At 68.1% G+C, this 14,924-nt stretch carries 12 protein-coding genes, 1 tRNA gene and 1 pseudogene; 10 read left to right on the top strand and 4 right to left on the bottom strand.

Annotated elements, in window-relative coordinates; all coding sequences use genetic code 11:
* The first annotated feature begins 1 nt into the window (after position 1).
* Positions 2-949: a glycosyltransferase family 2 protein gene (locus HF203_RS10955; protein WP_168669598.1), complete on the top strand. Its 948-nt coding sequence runs from the start codon at positions 2-4 to the stop codon at positions 947-949.
* A gap of 567 nt (positions 950-1,516) precedes the next feature.
* Here the strand turns inward: HF203_RS10955 and HF203_RS10950 are convergent.
* A tRNA-Ser gene (locus HF203_RS10950) sits at positions 1,517-1,607 on the bottom strand.
* A 137-nt stretch (positions 1,608-1,744) separates the two neighbouring features.
* On the opposite strand from HF203_RS10950, the gene HF203_RS10945 reads away from it, so the two are divergent.
* Positions 1,745-2,569 carry a class I SAM-dependent methyltransferase gene (locus HF203_RS10945; RefSeq protein ID WP_168669596.1) on the top strand — a complete coding sequence of 275 codons (825 nt, stop codon included), beginning with the start codon at positions 1,745-1,747 and terminating at the stop codon, positions 2,567-2,569.
* Between the two features lie 11 nt (positions 2,570-2,580).
* Here the strand turns inward: HF203_RS10945 and malQ are convergent, their stop codons facing one another.
* Positions 2,581-4,095 carry a 4-alpha-glucanotransferase gene (gene malQ, locus HF203_RS10940; RefSeq protein ID WP_168669594.1) on the bottom strand — a complete coding sequence of 505 codons (1,515 nt, stop codon included), beginning with the start codon at positions 4,093-4,095 and terminating at the stop codon, positions 2,581-2,583.
* 437 nt (positions 4,096-4,532) lie between these two features.
* Here malQ and HF203_RS10935 point away from each other — a divergent pair, with 437 nt between their 5' ends.
* The 4 genes from HF203_RS10935 (at position 4,533) to HF203_RS10920 (ending at position 11,497) form a co-directional block, all read left to right on the top strand.
* Positions 4,533-5,111 carry a carboxymuconolactone decarboxylase family protein gene (locus HF203_RS10935; protein ID WP_168669592.1) on the top strand — a complete coding sequence of 193 codons (579 nt, stop codon included), beginning with the start codon at positions 4,533-4,535 and terminating at the stop codon, positions 5,109-5,111.
* A gap of 325 nt (positions 5,112-5,436) precedes the next feature.
* Positions 5,437-5,784 (top strand): response regulator, encoded by a 348-nt coding sequence (locus HF203_RS10930; RefSeq protein ID WP_168669590.1) that lies wholly within the window; start codon positions 5,437-5,439, stop codon positions 5,782-5,784.
* A gap of 37 nt (positions 5,785-5,821) precedes the next feature.
* Complete coding sequence (locus HF203_RS10925) at positions 5,822-7,522, top strand: GGDEF domain-containing protein (RefSeq protein WP_168669588.1); 1,701 nt, start codon at positions 5,822-5,824, stop codon at positions 7,520-7,522.
* A 762-nt stretch (positions 7,523-8,284) separates the two neighbouring features.
* The gene (locus tag HF203_RS10920) at positions 8,285-11,497 is read left to right on the top strand and encodes an EAL domain-containing protein (RefSeq protein ID WP_168669586.1); all 3,213 of its coding nucleotides are present in this window, start codon (positions 8,285-8,287) and stop codon (positions 11,495-11,497) included.
* 124 nt (positions 11,498-11,621) lie between these two features.
* Here the strand turns inward: HF203_RS10920 and HF203_RS10915 are convergent, their stop codons facing one another.
* A complete protein-coding gene (locus HF203_RS10915) occupies positions 11,622-12,221 on the bottom strand; it encodes a fasciclin domain-containing protein (RefSeq protein WP_168669584.1) in 600 nt (199 codons plus the stop codon).
* A 235-nt stretch (positions 12,222-12,456) separates the two neighbouring features.
* On the opposite strand from HF203_RS10915, the gene HF203_RS10910 reads away from it, so the two are divergent.
* Positions 12,457-13,011: a DUF1134 domain-containing protein gene (locus HF203_RS10910; RefSeq protein ID WP_168669582.1), complete on the top strand. Its 555-nt coding sequence runs from the start codon at positions 12,457-12,459 to the stop codon at positions 13,009-13,011.
* Between the two features lie 7 nt (positions 13,012-13,018).
* Positions 13,019-14,008, top strand: a complete 990-nt coding sequence (locus tag HF203_RS10905; RefSeq protein ID WP_210424738.1) for a metallophosphoesterase — start codon at positions 13,019-13,021, stop codon at positions 14,006-14,008.
* A 9-nt stretch (positions 14,009-14,017) separates the two neighbouring features.
* On the opposite strand, the gene HF203_RS10900 is transcribed toward HF203_RS10905, so the two are convergent.
* Positions 14,018-14,494 carry a cytidylyltransferase family protein gene (locus HF203_RS10900; RefSeq protein WP_168669580.1) on the bottom strand — a complete coding sequence of 159 codons (477 nt, stop codon included), beginning with the start codon at positions 14,492-14,494 and terminating at the stop codon, positions 14,018-14,020.
* A 125-nt stretch (positions 14,495-14,619) separates the two neighbouring features.
* Here HF203_RS10900 and HF203_RS10895 point away from each other — a divergent pair, with 125 nt between their 5' ends.
* Together HF203_RS10895 and HF203_RS10890 are read left to right on the top strand one after the other, a co-directional pair.
* Positions 14,620-14,793 carry an HD domain-containing protein gene (locus HF203_RS10895; RefSeq protein ID WP_168669579.1) on the top strand — a complete coding sequence of 58 codons (174 nt, stop codon included), beginning with the start codon at positions 14,620-14,622 and terminating at the stop codon, positions 14,791-14,793.
* A pseudogene (locus HF203_RS10890) lies at positions 14,769-14,924 on the top strand (helix-turn-helix domain-containing protein); the annotation flags it as partial. The gene HF203_RS10895 and the pseudogene HF203_RS10890, both read left to right, overlap by 25 nt.

Here is a 14,924-nt window from a genome sequence, read left to right as displayed (position 1 = left end):
CATGTCGACCCAGCTCCCCCAGGTCTCGATCATCATCCCTACCCGTGACTGTCTCGAACAGCTGCCGCGCGCGCTCGACAGCGTCCTCGCCCAGCAACTCGACGCCTTCGAGGTACTGGTCGTCGACGACGGCTCCGAGGACGGCACCTGGGACTGGCTGTGCGCCCGCGCCCGGCACGCACGCTGGTTGCGCCCGATCCGCCTCGGCGGCCAGGGGCCGGCGCACGCACGCAACCACGCCATCGCCGCGGCACGCGGCGAGCTGATCGCCTTTCTCGATGCCGACGACACCTGGTACCCGGGCAAGCTCGCCGCACAGCTCGCCTTCCACCGACGCGACCCCGAGTTGGTGATGAGCTTCACCAATTACCGCCATGTCGCTACCGACGGCGAGGACCGCGGCGACTGTTTCAGCCTCCGGCCCGGGTTCCGGCGGCTGCTCGAGGGCGACGATACCTTCCGCCGTCTCTCCCACCCGGCGGCATTGCTGTTCGCCGAGAACGTGGTCGGCACCTCGACGGTGGTGGCCAGACGCGATGCGTTGCAGAATGCGAAGGGATTCGATAGCGGGCTGCATTCTGCAGAGGGCTGGGACCTGTGGCTGCGCCTGGCCAGCACCGGGGCGGTCGGTTTCAGCCCGCGTGTCTACTGCGACTACGAGCGGCACGCCGAGGCCGAGACCAGCCGCACCGAGGCACGGCTCGCGGCGCTGGCACAGATCATCCAGCGCTACCGCCCCGAACTCGGCACCGCGCACCCGGCCGCGCTGCGCCGTGCCCGGGCCCGGCTGCTGGTCGGCGAGGCCGAGTGGCACCGCGCCCAGGGCCGCCCGGGGCGGGCCTGCGCCAGCCACCTGTTCGCGCTCTCGCTCAACCCGCAGTGGCGTATCCTGCGCGGCGCGCTCGCCGACGGTCGACGGCTGCTCGCACCGCGGCCCTCGCGCGGCTGAGGCGCCGCCCCGCTCAACGGTATGCAGATCGTTCGACCCGATCATAGAGCGCGAGCAGACACGGCAGCAGCACCATCGGGAGGATGGCCGGCGGCGATCCCGACACGCGCGCGGCCAGCGCGCCACACACCTCGGGTGCCAGCCGCGACCGTGCCAGCACCCGCGCGGCGAGTCCGTCGAGATCACCCGGCTCAGCCAGTCAGCCGTTGCCCCGGCTCGATCAGCTCGGGCAGCCCGCCGAAGGCGAAGGCGGCGGCCGCATAGGTGTTCGACGCGGCGCTTGCCCATGACGCATCGCGGCAGGTGGCACCATCACAGGGGATTGAACAATACGGCGGGGTCGATGCGATCGCCCCGCGTCTGACCCGCGACACCTGCGTGGACGGGAGAGGAAAATGATCGACTCATGCGCATGGACACGGGCCTGAGTCTGGATCACAGGATCCTGAGGAGATCGTCGAGCAAAGCCCTGAGGCCAGGGTCGCTGAAAACCCAGTCAGTCGATCGCAAGGAAGGCAGATATGCAGACAAAAAAATACCGCCTCGAGGGCGGTATTTTTTGCTGTGTGGCGGAGAGGGTGGGATTCGAACCCACGATAGGCTATTAACCTATACACACTTTCCAGGCGTGCTCCTTAAACCACTCGGACACCTCTCCGGAAACACGCTTGCAGGCTGCGCTGCAGCGCGTTTGAGCCGTGAACTTTAACCGAAACCCCAACGGCTTTCAACCCGTTTCTTCTCGCGTGCCCAGCGGGCATCATCACCCGACCCGTCCCAGCCAGATCATCCCCCATGCCCGATACCCGCGCCAGCACCGCCGACCGTCACCGTCTCTACGAACTCGCCGTCCAGGCCCCGGAGGCCGAGATCGACCTGCTCGACCAACTCGTCACCGACCTGCGCGGCCGCCCGGCGCGACGGCTGCGCGAGGACTTCTGCGGCAGCGCTGCGATCGCCGCGGCCTGGGTGCGCCGCCGCCCCGACAACCAGGCCCTCGGCATCGATCTCGACGCTGCGGTGCTCGATTGGGCGCACACCCACACCCTCGCCGGGCTCACGCCCGAGGCGCGCGCGCGGCTGGCGCTGCGCCAAGCCGACGTCCGTCACGCCACCACCGCGCCCGTCGACCTGGTGGTGGCGATGAACTTCAGCTACTGGCTGCTGCGCAGCCGCGAGACGCTCGGCGACTACTTCGGCGCGGTGCGCCGCGCACTCGCCCCCGACGGGGTCTTCCTGCTCGATGTCTACGGCGGCTACGATGCCCCGCGGGTGATCCGCGAGGAGCGCCGTGTCGCCGATCCCGAGCAGGGCGACTTCGACTACATCTGGGAGCAGGCGCACTTCGACCCGATCAGCAGCGAGCTGGAGTGTCACATCCACTTCGCCTTCGACGACGGCTCGTGGCTCGAACGCGCCTTCAGCTATCAGTGGCGGCTGTGGACCCTGCCCGAGTTGCGCGAGCTGCTCGCCGAGGCCGGCTTCGGTGAGATCAGCGTCTACTGGCAGGGCTGGGACGCCGAGGGTGAGCCCGACGGCGACTTCGTCGCGGTCGAGCGCGGCGAGCCCGACGCCGGCTGGATCGCCTATCTCGGCGCCACGCCGGCGCCGGCGCGCTGAGCGCGTCGCGCTCAGTCCTCGGGGTGCGGCAGCCGCCCGAACAGACGACTGAGCGCGCGCAGCCGTTCGGCGCTGCCGGTCTCGAGCATCTCCTCGCGAAAGCGCCACTCCCAGTTGCCCTCGGCGGTGCCGGGGCGGTTCATGCAGGCCTCGGCGCCGAGGCCAAGCACGTCCTGCAGCGGAAACAGCGCCATCTCCGCCACCGAGCCGAGGGCGCAGCGGATGAAGTCCCAGTGGATCTCGTGGCCGTCGGTGTTGAGATAGACCCGGGCGTGGCGGCGTACCGACTCGTCGCGACTGTCCCACCAGCCGCGCAGGGTGTTGTTGTCGTGGGTACCGGTGTAGACGGCCTGACGACGGCGGTGGTGATGGGGCAGGAAATAGGACCGGCCAAAGCCCTCGGGGACGTCCTCGAAGCCGAACTGGAGGATGGCCATCCCCGGCAGCCCCAACCCGTCACGCAACGCCTCGACGTCCTCGGTGATCACCCCAAGGTCCTCGGCGATCAGTGGTGGCTCGTCGCCGAGCGCATCGTGGAGCACGCCGAAGAGCTGCATCCCCGGCCCGGCGACCCAGCGCCCGTTGACCGCGGTCGGCTCGTCGGCGGGGATCTCCCAGTAACCGGCGAAGCCGCGGAAGTGATCGACCCGTACCAGATCGACCAGCTCGAGCACCTGGCGCAGCCGCGCCACCCAGAAGGCGTAGTCGTCGGCGGCCAGCGCCGACCAGCGATAGAGCGGGTTGCCCCAGCGCTGCCCGGTGTCACTGAAATAGTCCGGCGGCACCCCGGCGACCACCGTCGGCTCGCCCTCGGCGTCGAGTTCGAACCAGTGCGGGTGGGTCCACACCTCGCTCGAGTCGTGGGCGACGAAGATCGGCATGTCGCCGACCAACCGTACCCCGCGCGCACGGGCATAATCGCGCAGCGCCTGCCACTGCTCGAAGAAGCAGAACTGGACGAAGCGCTGCAGCGCCAGCACCTCACCGTGCTCGACCGCCCAGCGCGCCAGCGCGCCAGGATCGCGCAGGGCGTAGTCGCGCGCCCACTGCGTCCAGGGGCGCTGCTCGTGGAAGCCCTTGAGGCCGTTGTAGAGCACGAAGTCCTCGAGCCAGTCACGATGGCTCTCGCAGAAGGCGGCGTAGGCGGCGCGCTGCGGCGCCGTGGCGCGAGCCTCGAAGCCCTGCCAGGCCCGTTCGAGCAAGGCTCGCTTCCAGGCGCCGACGGCCTCGTACTCGACCCGGTCGGTGGCGAAATCGGGGACGGTGGCGAGATCCTCGGGGTCGAGCCAGCCGGCCTCGAGCAGGCGCTGCGGGCTGATCAGTAGCGGGTTGCCGGCGAAGGCCGAGGTGCACTGGTAGGGCGAGTCGTGATAACCGGTGGGGCCGAGCGGCAGCATCTGCCACAGCCCCTGGCCGGCGGCGGCGAGGAAGTCGACGAATCGGTAGGCACCCGTCCCCAGGTCGCCGATTCCGAACGGGCTCGGCAGCGAGGTCGGATGGAGCAAGATACCGCTGGTGCGGTGCATGAAGGGGTCCCCCCGGTCTGCAACTGGTGCGCGTTCGCATCCTAACGCCGATCACCCAGCGCCAGCGACCACGATCCGCATGGACGGGCCAGCCAACTCCACGCGCAGTGTCCGGCCCAACGCTCAACAACAGCCTGTCACTCCGCCATCGCGGGCTGTCCCCAACCATGAGGACGACAACAAGCCATTGAAAGTACGAACCCGGCCGCGTATCGACAGATTGCGTTTGCCCTCGTCGCCGCCATTGGTCTAGCGTGCAGCGGGGACACGTTGCAGCCGCCGAACGGCGACGCAGCGTAGATCACAGCCGATACAGGCGCACGCGCGGACAGCCATTACGTGACCGGGCGCACGCTTTCGAGGCGACGGTCGGCCTCGTCCCGACCGACCACACCCAGAGTCCGACACCGGACCGAGACCACCAGGAACCCACCGTCATGAGCAGTCGCAGTCCCGATACCTTCACCCAGTCCCTCAGCCGCGCCCGCGAGTACGGACTCGAGGAGTTCCTCGAGATCATCGGCGAACTCTCCCAAGAGAGCACCAAGAAGGGCCGTATCGACCGCGTCAGCAAGGAGCTGATCACCCTCGGCATCGCCCTGGCCAAGCAGTGCCGACGCTGCATCGACATCCACAGCGATGCAGCGCGCAGGCTCGGCGCCGACCTCGGCACCCTCAGCCAAGTGCGCAAGATCGCGCTGTTTCTCAAGGCCAGCCCGAGTGGCGGGGGTGAGATGTGGGATTCATGGGAGGACTCCTGGCGCGAGTACGTGCTCGGCCGTGGCCCGATCGAACATCACGTCCGTGAACTCATCGCCCTCGGTATCGCCCTGGTCGAACAGCGTCACGATCACATCCGCCTGCACGCACGCTCGGCGTTCGAGTTCGGAGCACCGCCCGAGGAGATCTTCGAGGTGGTCCCGATCGCCTTGCTGATGGACGGCGCCCCGGCGCTCTCCCAGATCCCCCACCTGGTCGAGGCGCTCGAGGGGCCGGCACTGCAGTTGAGCGCCTGAGCACCGCCCCGCCCGCCCGACCTCCACTCACCGGCATCGGGACACCCCTGCCCCGATGCCCTCCCCACCCAACCGCGCTCCCCGCCGGTCGTCTCGTCACGGCCCGAATGCCGTGTTGCGCAGCCCCAGGCGGACACGCCGCAAGGCGTGACACCACCACCCTCTGGGGGGGCTGGCGGTGCGGTTTTCCCCGGCTTTTCCCGGTCCTCCGAGTGCGCGAGAATGCCCCTTCGTCACCATGGTGGTCGTCGTCATGGAGCGGCTCACCCAATCGAGCTGCGTGAATAGAGCGGATGCACGACCATCGCCACAGAGGACACCCCGCATGCACATCCTGATCGTCGACGATGATCCCCTAACCGGTGAGTTCAGCGCGGCCATCCTGCAGCAGGCCGGCCATCACTGCGAGTTGGTCGAGCACGGCGTTGCGGCACTCGAGCGCTTACGCGCCGACGAGACCATCGCCTGCGTGGTCTCCGACCTACACATGCCGGGTCTCGACGGCTTGGAACTCCATCGCGAGATCCGCACTTTAGGGATCGCGGTGCCCTTCATCCTGCTCAGCGGCGACGACCTCTGCCGCACCCCGGACCAGCACCGGGACATCAGCGCCCATATCCACAAGGACGAGACCCTGGAGCAGGCCCTATTGCAGGCGGTGGCCCGGCTGTGAGGGCACCCCTGGCGCACAGCGAGTCCAGATCAGGCGCATGACGCAACACGACCCCCAAAACCTCCAGGCGCGCAAGGCGCGGCTACGCAACTCGTTCATCGCCCAGCTCCCCCACCGAGTGCGTGAGCTCCGCCAACACCTCTCACAGCTGGCCCCGGGGCAACAAGACGCCCCACACCTGCAGGAGATCCATCGCATCCTCCACACCCTCAAGGGCTCGGGGGCGACCTTTGGTGTCCCCGAGGTGATGAGCACCGCACGCGGCGCCGAACAGTCACTGAGCCGGGTACTCGACGGCGAGGCACCCATCACCAGCAAGCTGCTCGACGAGCTCGCCGCACAGCTCGAGACGCTCGAACGGCTCGAATTCGAGTACGCCCCGAGCCTCCCTCAGGAGCGTGCCCCCGAGGTCGATCTACCCGCCCAGCGCAGTGGCCGCGACATCGCCAGTTGCCGCGGCGAGCACAGCATCTACGTCTGCGACGACGACCCCGAGATGGCCGGCGCGCTGGCAATGCAGCTCGGCTGCTTCGGCTACCGGGTCACCCCCTTCACCTCGCTGACGCGTCTGTGCCAGGCGGTCACCACCGCGCCACCGGCGGCCGTGATCCTCGATGTGGTCTTCCCCGAGGGGCGCAACGCCGGACCCGATACCCTGGTCGAGATCAACCGCATCACCGGGCAGCGGGTCCCGACCATCTTCATGTCCAATCGCGAGGACTTCGCCGCCCGGCTGCACGCCGTCCAGGCCGGTGGCAGCGCCTATTGCACCAAGCCGGTGAAGACCGTGGAGATGGTCGAGATCCTCGATCTGATCACCGACACCACCCCGGCCGAACCCTTTCATATCCTCATCGTCGACGACGATCCCGACCTGGCGCAATACCACGCGCTGATCCTCGAGCAGGCCGGTATGGTCACCCGAGTCCTCAGCGACCCCGCCGAGGTACTTCAACAGCTCGAGACCTTCAAGGCCGACCTGGTGCTGATCGATCTCTACATGCCACGCTGCTCCGGGCTGGAGCTGGCCCAGGTGTTGCGCCAGGTCCCCAGGCATATCAGCCTGCCGATCATCTACGTCTCCTCCGAGACCGATGCCGCACGCCAGTTCAAGGCGCTCGCGGCCGGAGCCGATGGCTTTCTCACCAAACCACTCGAACCCCAACGCCTGGTCACCGAGATCCGGCTGCGCGCCGAGCGTATGCGCACCCTGCGCTCACTGATGGTGCGCGACAGCCTCACCGGACTATTCAACCACAACACCATCCTCCAGCTCCTCGAGATCGCCGTGGCCGCGGCGCTGCGCGGCAACACCCCGCTGAGCTTCGCGATGATCGACATCGATCGCTTCAAGCAGGTCAACGACGGTCATGGTCACAACATCGGCGATCAGGTGCTGATGGCCCTCGGACGCAGCCTAAGGTTACGCATGCGCGAGTCCGACGTCGTCGGGCGTTATGGCGGCGAGGAGTTCGCGGTAGTGATGCTCGGCGCCACCGCCGAGCGCGCGCAACAGGTCCTCGACACCCTACGTCTGAACTTCGCCGAGGTCACCTTCGTCGGCGCGGGCGGACAGCAGTTTCACTGCAGCTTCAGCGCCGGGCTCGCCGCCCTCCCCGACTTCACCGATGCCGCCACCTTGCAGGAGGCCGCCGACCGCGCCCTCTACCTGGCCAAGCGCCGTGGGCGCAACCGGGTCGAGTGCGCCCCCATCGCCTCGGCGACACCCCCACGATGACGACGCTCGCGAACACGCCCAGCCCCAGCCTCAGCGTCCGTGACCGGGACACCCGAGCGATTGCCTCGGCCAGGGCCTGTACAGCCCCCGCCACCAACCGATGCGACGCCCGGCGCCACTGTTCATCAATTTTGTGAAGGAGTCGACCTAACCCTGTGGAAAATTGGCAGACGCAGATGATAACTACGCCCCGATGGAGTGATCTGGTATCGTTTTACGCCTGCCAGCCGAGCGTGGCCTCGGGGCAACCCCGGGAGAGGATCGTCGCGCCATCGGACACCACCGGCCAGCCCCGATGGTCGCGCGATCGCCTCTTTCGTCACCGACGCTCCGAGCCCCGGTGTCGTCAACGCCAGCTGGCCCTCGTCGATCCGCACGAGCACGCGCAGGACTCGGATCGACGAGCCGATGTCGTTGTACCAACCGCAGGCCACCGACCTGCGTCCGCTGCCGACATGGCCGGCATCCCGCCCCGTGATCAGGCCACCAGCCACGCGGTCTGATCCAGGACACCACGCGGGATCGGCGCACCCGGCGGCAATACCGAGACCAAGGCGCCCGACCACGAACGGCGCCCCCGACAGGGCACTGGAGGAATCAAAGCGCAATGGCGGTATCGTTCCCGGACAGCGGTTGCCTCCCGACCATCACCACCGACCTGCTCCCCCGAGCACAGCAGCCGCGCCCACACGGTGGCGACCCCCACCCTCGTTTTCCCCGCTCGCTACCGCCCCATCGGACCCGTGTCTCAAGGAGGAACGGATGACGCCCAAGGATGCGCTCACCACCAACGACCAGCAGCTCCGCGAGCGCGCCAAGCAGATCCTGCGTGATGGTCACTTCAACGCCACCCTGAGCGAGGTCGGTCGCGGGCAGTTCGAACTCGAGTCATTGCTCGAGGAGCTGCACATCTACCATGCCGAGCTCGAACTCCAGCAGCAGGCCCTGCGCGAGAGCCAACACGCCAACGAGATCGCCCGCAGCCGCTTCATGCGGCTGTATTACGAACTCCCCATCCCGGCGTTACAGGTTGCCGAGGACGGTACCATCGGCGAGCACAACAGTGCCGCCACGGCGCTGCTGCACCTCGAGGGCACACCCTTCACGCGACTCGCCCACCCCAGACATCAGGCCTTCCTCCAGGCGGCGCTACAGCGCGCGCTGCGCGAGGGCAAGGCCAGGTGCAACGAGATCGAACTACACGGACGCGAGCGGACCCTGCTCGCCGACTTGGTGGTGATCCGACTGCCGGTCCCGGAGAGCGAGCGCAGCGAGTGTCTGTGCTGCGTCATCGACCAGACCGAGCAGATCGCCCAGCGCGAGGCCCTGCTCAACGCCAACGCCCGGCTGGCGATCGCCGCCGAGGTGGTCGATGCCAGCGGCACCGTCGCCTTCCGCTGGCGCCCCGAGCCCGGCTGGCCGATCATCTACGCCTCTCAGAACGTACGTCGCTGGGGCTATCCGCTCGAACGCCTCAGGTCCGGCGAACTGTCGTTCATGGAGCTGGTACACCCCGAGGACCGCGCCCGGGTCGAACAAGGATTCAGCGACTACCTCACCGCCAGCGGCGAGGTCTTCAACCTCAGCTATCGGGTGATCTGGGCCGACGGCTCGGTGCACTGTGTCGAGGAGGACACCAGTGTGGTGCATGACCCCTATGGTCAGGTGCGCTACTTCCAGGGGCTGGTGACCGACGTCACCGAACGCGAACAGACCCAACGCGCACTGCGCCGCCAGCTGCGCTTCCAGGCCCTGCTCACCGAACTCTCCACCCTGTTCGTCGAGGCCCGTCACGAGACCCCGCCACTCGGCCCCGTACTGGAGCGCATCGGCTATTTCTTCGAGGCCGACCGTTGTCTGTTCTCACGCCTCGAGGAGGACCCGACAGGCGCACCCTTGGCCTGCTGTCTCCAGCAGTGGCGCGCCCCAGGCGTCGCCGCAGCCCCCCCCTGCCGCCCCGCACCACTGACGGCAGGGATCGCCCCACGCCCTCTGAGACGTCAACCACTGCGTCTACCGACACCCACGATTCAAGGCGATGACGACGCCCACGCGCAGCAACTGCTCGAGCGACGCGGTATCGGCGCGCTGCTCTGCGCGCCCCTTCTCGACGCCACCCAGGCACCGGCACTACTCGAACTCGAACGCCTCGCCCGGGACCAACCCTGGAGCAGCGACGAGGCCCAGACCCTGCAACTGATCGCCGAGACCCTCTCCAACCTACTCGCGCGCCAGCACGCCCAACGCGAGCTGCGCGCCAGCGAGAGCCGCTACCGTCAGGTCGCCTCGGTAATGACCGATGTCGCCTACTCCATTCTCCGCCCGGAGCAGGGCGCGCCACAGATCGAGTGGATGACCGACTCGATCGCCGCGCTCAGCGGCTACGACCTCGAGGAGGTACGCGCCCACGGCTGCTGGGGGTTCCTGGTCCACGAGGACGACCGAGCCCACTTCACCGCACACGTCCTCGAACTGCCCCCGGGCAAGAGCATCACCTGCGAGCTGCGGCTGCGTCATCGTGACGGCAGCCTGCGCTGGGTGCGCGCCACCACCGAGTGCTGCAGCGACCCTGCGCACCCCGGTCTGCGCCGCCACTACGGCGGCCTAGTCAACATCAGCGACGAGAAGCGTCTGGCCTTCGTCTCCCATTATGATCCGCTCACCGGCCTACCCAACCGAGCGCTGATGCGCCAGCGTATCGAGACGGCGCTACACAACGCCACCGAGCACCACCAAGGCGTTGCCCTGCTCTCGATCGACCTCGACAACCTCAAACAGGTCAACGACTCGCTCGGCCATCGGCTCGGCGATCAGGTACTGCGCGAGGTCGCCCGACGGCTACTCGCCCAGCTCGGCGGCGAGGACACCCTGGCGCGGTTCGGCGGCGACAATTTCATCTGGCTCGCCACCCAGGACCGCTCGGCCCAGGCCTCCGGCGAACTCGCCGAGCGAATCCAACAAGCACTCAACACCCCGATCGAACTCGATGGCCACTCACTGCTGATCAGCGCCTCGATCGGCATCGCCCTGCACCCCGACGATGCGCGTAGTACCGACGCGCTGATCAGCCACGCCGACGCCGCGCTGCACACCGCCAAGGCCGAGGGGCGCGGCGCCTACCGCTTCTTCACCCCAGCGCTCAACGAGCAGATGCACCAACAGTTTCAGCTCGAACAGGACCTGCGCCACGCCCTGGAGCGCGAACAGCTCTCGTTGCACTACCAGCCCCGGGTCGACATGCGCAACGGGCGCATCCTTAGCCTTGAGGCGCTGGTGCGCTGGAACCATCCACGTCACGGCTGGATCCCACCGGGGCGCTTCATCCCGGTGGCCGAGGCCACCGGCCTGATCCTGCAGATCGGCCCACTGGTCCTGCGCCAGGCCGGCCAGCAGCTGGCACGTTGGCGTGATGCCGGGCTCGACCCCGTACCGGTGGCGGTCAATCTCTCGGCCAACGAGCTTTATCAGGATGCGCTCGTCGAGCGCATCGACGACATCATCAAACAACAGGACATCCCACCGCGCCTGCTCGAATTCGAGATCACTGAGAGCGCCACCATGCGTTCGATCGACTGCGCCGTCGACATCCTCACTGCGCTACGCGCGCGTGGCTTCTCGATCGCGCTCGACGATTTCGGCACCGGCTATGCCTCGCTCAACTATCTCAATCGGCTGCCGGTCAATGCGATCAAGATCGATCGCTCCTTCCTCGCCGACCTCGGTGCCACCGAGACCGCCCGCCACGAGCAGGCCGCAGCCATCGTCAAGGCGATCACCGGACTCGGTAACAGCCTCGGACTCGAAGGGATCGCCGAGGGGGTCGAGAACGCCCTGCAGCGTGACTTCCTCCTCGCCCATGGCTGTCACATCGCCCAGGGCTATCTCTACAGCCGTCCACAACCCGCGACGGCGATCGAGCCACTACTGCGCGCTGGGCGAATCATGCTACCGACCGAAGCCATGCGCGAGACATGAGCGTCCCTCTGCGCGGCGCCCCGATACCAACGACGAGGCCGCGACCAAGGGCCGCGGCCTCGTCATCCAGGTCGAACCGAATCCCATCACCCGCCGCCACGGCCGGTGATGGGCCCAGGGTGGATCAGAGCAGCACGCGATCGATCACGTGCACCACCCCGTTACGCGCGGCGATCGACTGCGAGACGGTGGCCTCGCCGACCTTGATCATCCCCGGCACGCTGATCGCGATACGATCACCCGAGAGCGTCGGCGCACTCTCCATCTGCATCAACTCGGTCGGGCTCAGGCGTCCCGGCACCACGTGTGCCGCGATCACCTGATTGAGCCGTTCCTTGTCGGAGAGCAGCGCCTGGAGCTGATCGGCGGGGATGCGCGAGAAGGCCTCGTTGCTCGGCGCAAACACCGTATAGGGCCCCTCCTCGGAGAGCATCGCCTCGGCGCCGGCGGCCTCGATCGCCGCCTGCAGCTTGGTGAACACGCCTGAACCCTGGGTGATGTCGTTGATCGACTTGTTCGCGGCGTAGGACGGACTGCGCAGGGCATCGTACTGGGCGAAGCGATCGGTCGGGGTGGCGTTCTGCAGCCCGGCGCGAGCACGTTCCAGGGTCTCCTCATCGGCGACCTTGCTACCGATCGACAAGGCCGCCAGTGGGCCCACCGCGGCAGCGAGCACGATGATGGCGGTCAGGGGGCTGATGGAGGTCACATTGTCGTTGCTCATGGGGCGATTCCTCTGGGCATGACGAAAAGAAATATGATGGTCAGGCATGAGCCGTCGGCCTCCATGCCGGAGCGATACGGCTAATTCCCTACCTTCGCTGTCAAGTATTAGTGCGCTTTCGGAAAAGGCAAGTAAAACCCGCCCCACTCCGCGGAATTACCGCCCCATACCAATCGTCAACGAATTGGCCCAGAATTAGGCTGACACCCCCATCGACGACCGGAGCCCGTTGACCATGCGTCCCTTGATCCGCCTTCTCACCCTTGGCCTGCTGCTCGGACTACTGCCCCCCGCACTCGCCGACGACCAGACCTATCGCCAGCAGGAGATCCTCGACAGCATCGAGACCTTCTTCGGCGACGGCGCCGAGAACCTCGGCACCGTGGTGCGCAAGGTCTTCCGCGAACAGGGCGAGCCCAACGGCTACATCACCGGCGAGGAGGTCGGCGCCGCACTCGGTATCGGCGTGCGCTATGGCAAGGGACGGCTGTACATGAAAAACGGCTACACCCGCCCGGTCTACTGGCAAGGGCCCTCGATCGGCCTCGACATCGGTGCCAACGCCGCCAAGGTGTTCGTGCTGGTCTACCGACTACCGAACGCCGATGCGCTGTTCCAGCGCTACCCCGGCGCCGAGGGCAGCCTCTACTTCGTCGGCGGGGTCGGGGTGAACTATCTGCAGTCGGGCGATACCGTGCTCGCGCCGATCCGCTTCGGCGCCGGCTGGCGCCAGGGGGTGAGCGCCGGCTACATGGACTTCACCCGCAAGGCCCGTCTCAACCCCTTCTGAGACCACGATGCCAAGCGCCGCCCCCAGCACCGTCCAGGCCATCCCGACGACCACGCCCCTAGGGACGCCGCTCGACGGGCTGCGCGCGCGGCTCGGGCGCACCCATTTGCGCCAGCGCCTGGGGCTCGAGCGCGACCATGAGGTGTTCGTGCTCAACCGCCCCGGCGCCCACTTCTTCTATCCCGAGAACTGGTACTCGGTGCACAGCGTCATCCGTCACTGTCTGCGGCTCAGCGGGCTCTACGGCCGCGCCCGGCGCAACGCCTGTCGTCACCGCATCGTCGAGCACCCGCTGGCGCTGCACGGACTACCGCCGGCCTTCCACGGGCTGCGCATCCTCCACCTCACCGACCTCCACGTCGACATGGCCGCAGCGAACACCCGCGCCATCGTCGAGACCGTCCGTCGGCTCGACTACGACCTCTGCGTGCTCACCGGCGACTACCGCGCCCGCACCTTCGGCCCGATCACCGCGACGATCGATGGCATGCGCGAGGTCGGCGAGGCGCTCAGCGGCCCGATCTACGCCGTACTCGGCAACCACGACAGCCTGCGTCTGGTGCCCGAACTCGAGTGCCTGGGCATCCGCTTCCTGCTCAACGAGACCGTCACCCTCGAGCGCGACGGCGCGCGGCTGCACATCGCCGGGGTCGACGACGCCCACTACTACCAGCTCCACAACCTCGACAAGGTCGCCGGCGCGATCCCCGAGGACGAGACCGCGATCCTCCTCTCCCACACCCCCGAGATCTATCGCCAGGCCGCCCACGCCGGCTTCGCCGCGATGCTCAGCGGTCACACCCACGGCGGCCAGATCTGTCTGCCCGGCGGCATCCCGCTGATCTGGGACGCCCACTGCCCGCGCCGGCTCGCCGCCGGCCCCTGGCGCCACGGCGCGCTCGTCGGCTACACCTCGGCCGGCGCCGGCACCTCAGTGGTCAACGCCCGGCTCAACTGCCCGCCCGAGATCACCATCCACACCCTCCAGCCCGGCTGAGTCGCCGGCTCAGCGTCGCCAGCGCCGCCACAACCGCGCGATCAGCGGGGTCAGCGCCAGATCGATCAGGGTGAAACCCGCGACCACCGCCGCCACCGTCGCCCAACCGCCCCCCAGCAGCGCTACCGCGAGCAGCGTCGGCAACAGCGCCTCGGCGAACTGATCGAGCCCCGGTCGTGCCGCGCTCGACCGATCCCCCAGGCGACGCTTGAGAAAGCTCGTCGCCAGGTCCCCGGTCATCGCCGCCGCGGCCACCCCCAGCCCGAGCAAGGGGGAGACCCCCAGCGCCCAGGCCACTACGGGCGTACTCGCCAGCGCCGTCCCCACCCCGCGCCAGGTCTTCGACGGCCCGAGCAGCGCCCGCCCGTCGCGCCAGCGCGCGCCGCCATCGAGCGCCCGACAACCCCGCCGCCCGAACACCAGCCGCGCCACCACCGGCGCGCCATTGGCCCAGGTCACCAGCACTAGGATCGACAGCCACGCCATCTCGCCCTCCGTCTCTACCACCTCTCGACACCCCACCTGGCCCGCACCGCGCGCCTGCGCCATGATCGCACGCACCGGCGACGACGCCACGCCCACATGGCCACGCGAGGAGGCAGCATCATGTGATGACGACGACACTCAACCACTACTGGGCCAAGGCCGACACCACCGCCGAACCCGACCCGCCCTGGCACCCCTTCGTCCATCACGCGCTCGACGTCTGCGCGGTCGCCGCCGAGCTGTGGGCGGCCTCACCGCGCACCCAGGCGGCCTTCGCGGCGGCCAGCGCCAGGGGCTGAGTGATGCGCAGTTAACGCTGCTGCTGCAGGCCATCCACGCCGAGAGCGGTGGCGCCTACGGCAGTCCGCGGATGGTGCGGGCGCTGCGCGCCCGTGGCCTGAGCGCGAGCAAGGCGCGCGTGGAACGGTTG

This window comes from Marichromatium bheemlicum, assembly GCF_012276755.1.
Taxonomy (GTDB): Bacteria; Pseudomonadota; Gammaproteobacteria; order Chromatiales; family Chromatiaceae; genus Marichromatium; species Marichromatium bheemlicum.
Note: the sequence above shows the minus strand (reverse complement) of the source record. Positions and strands in the feature narration are given on the sequence as shown.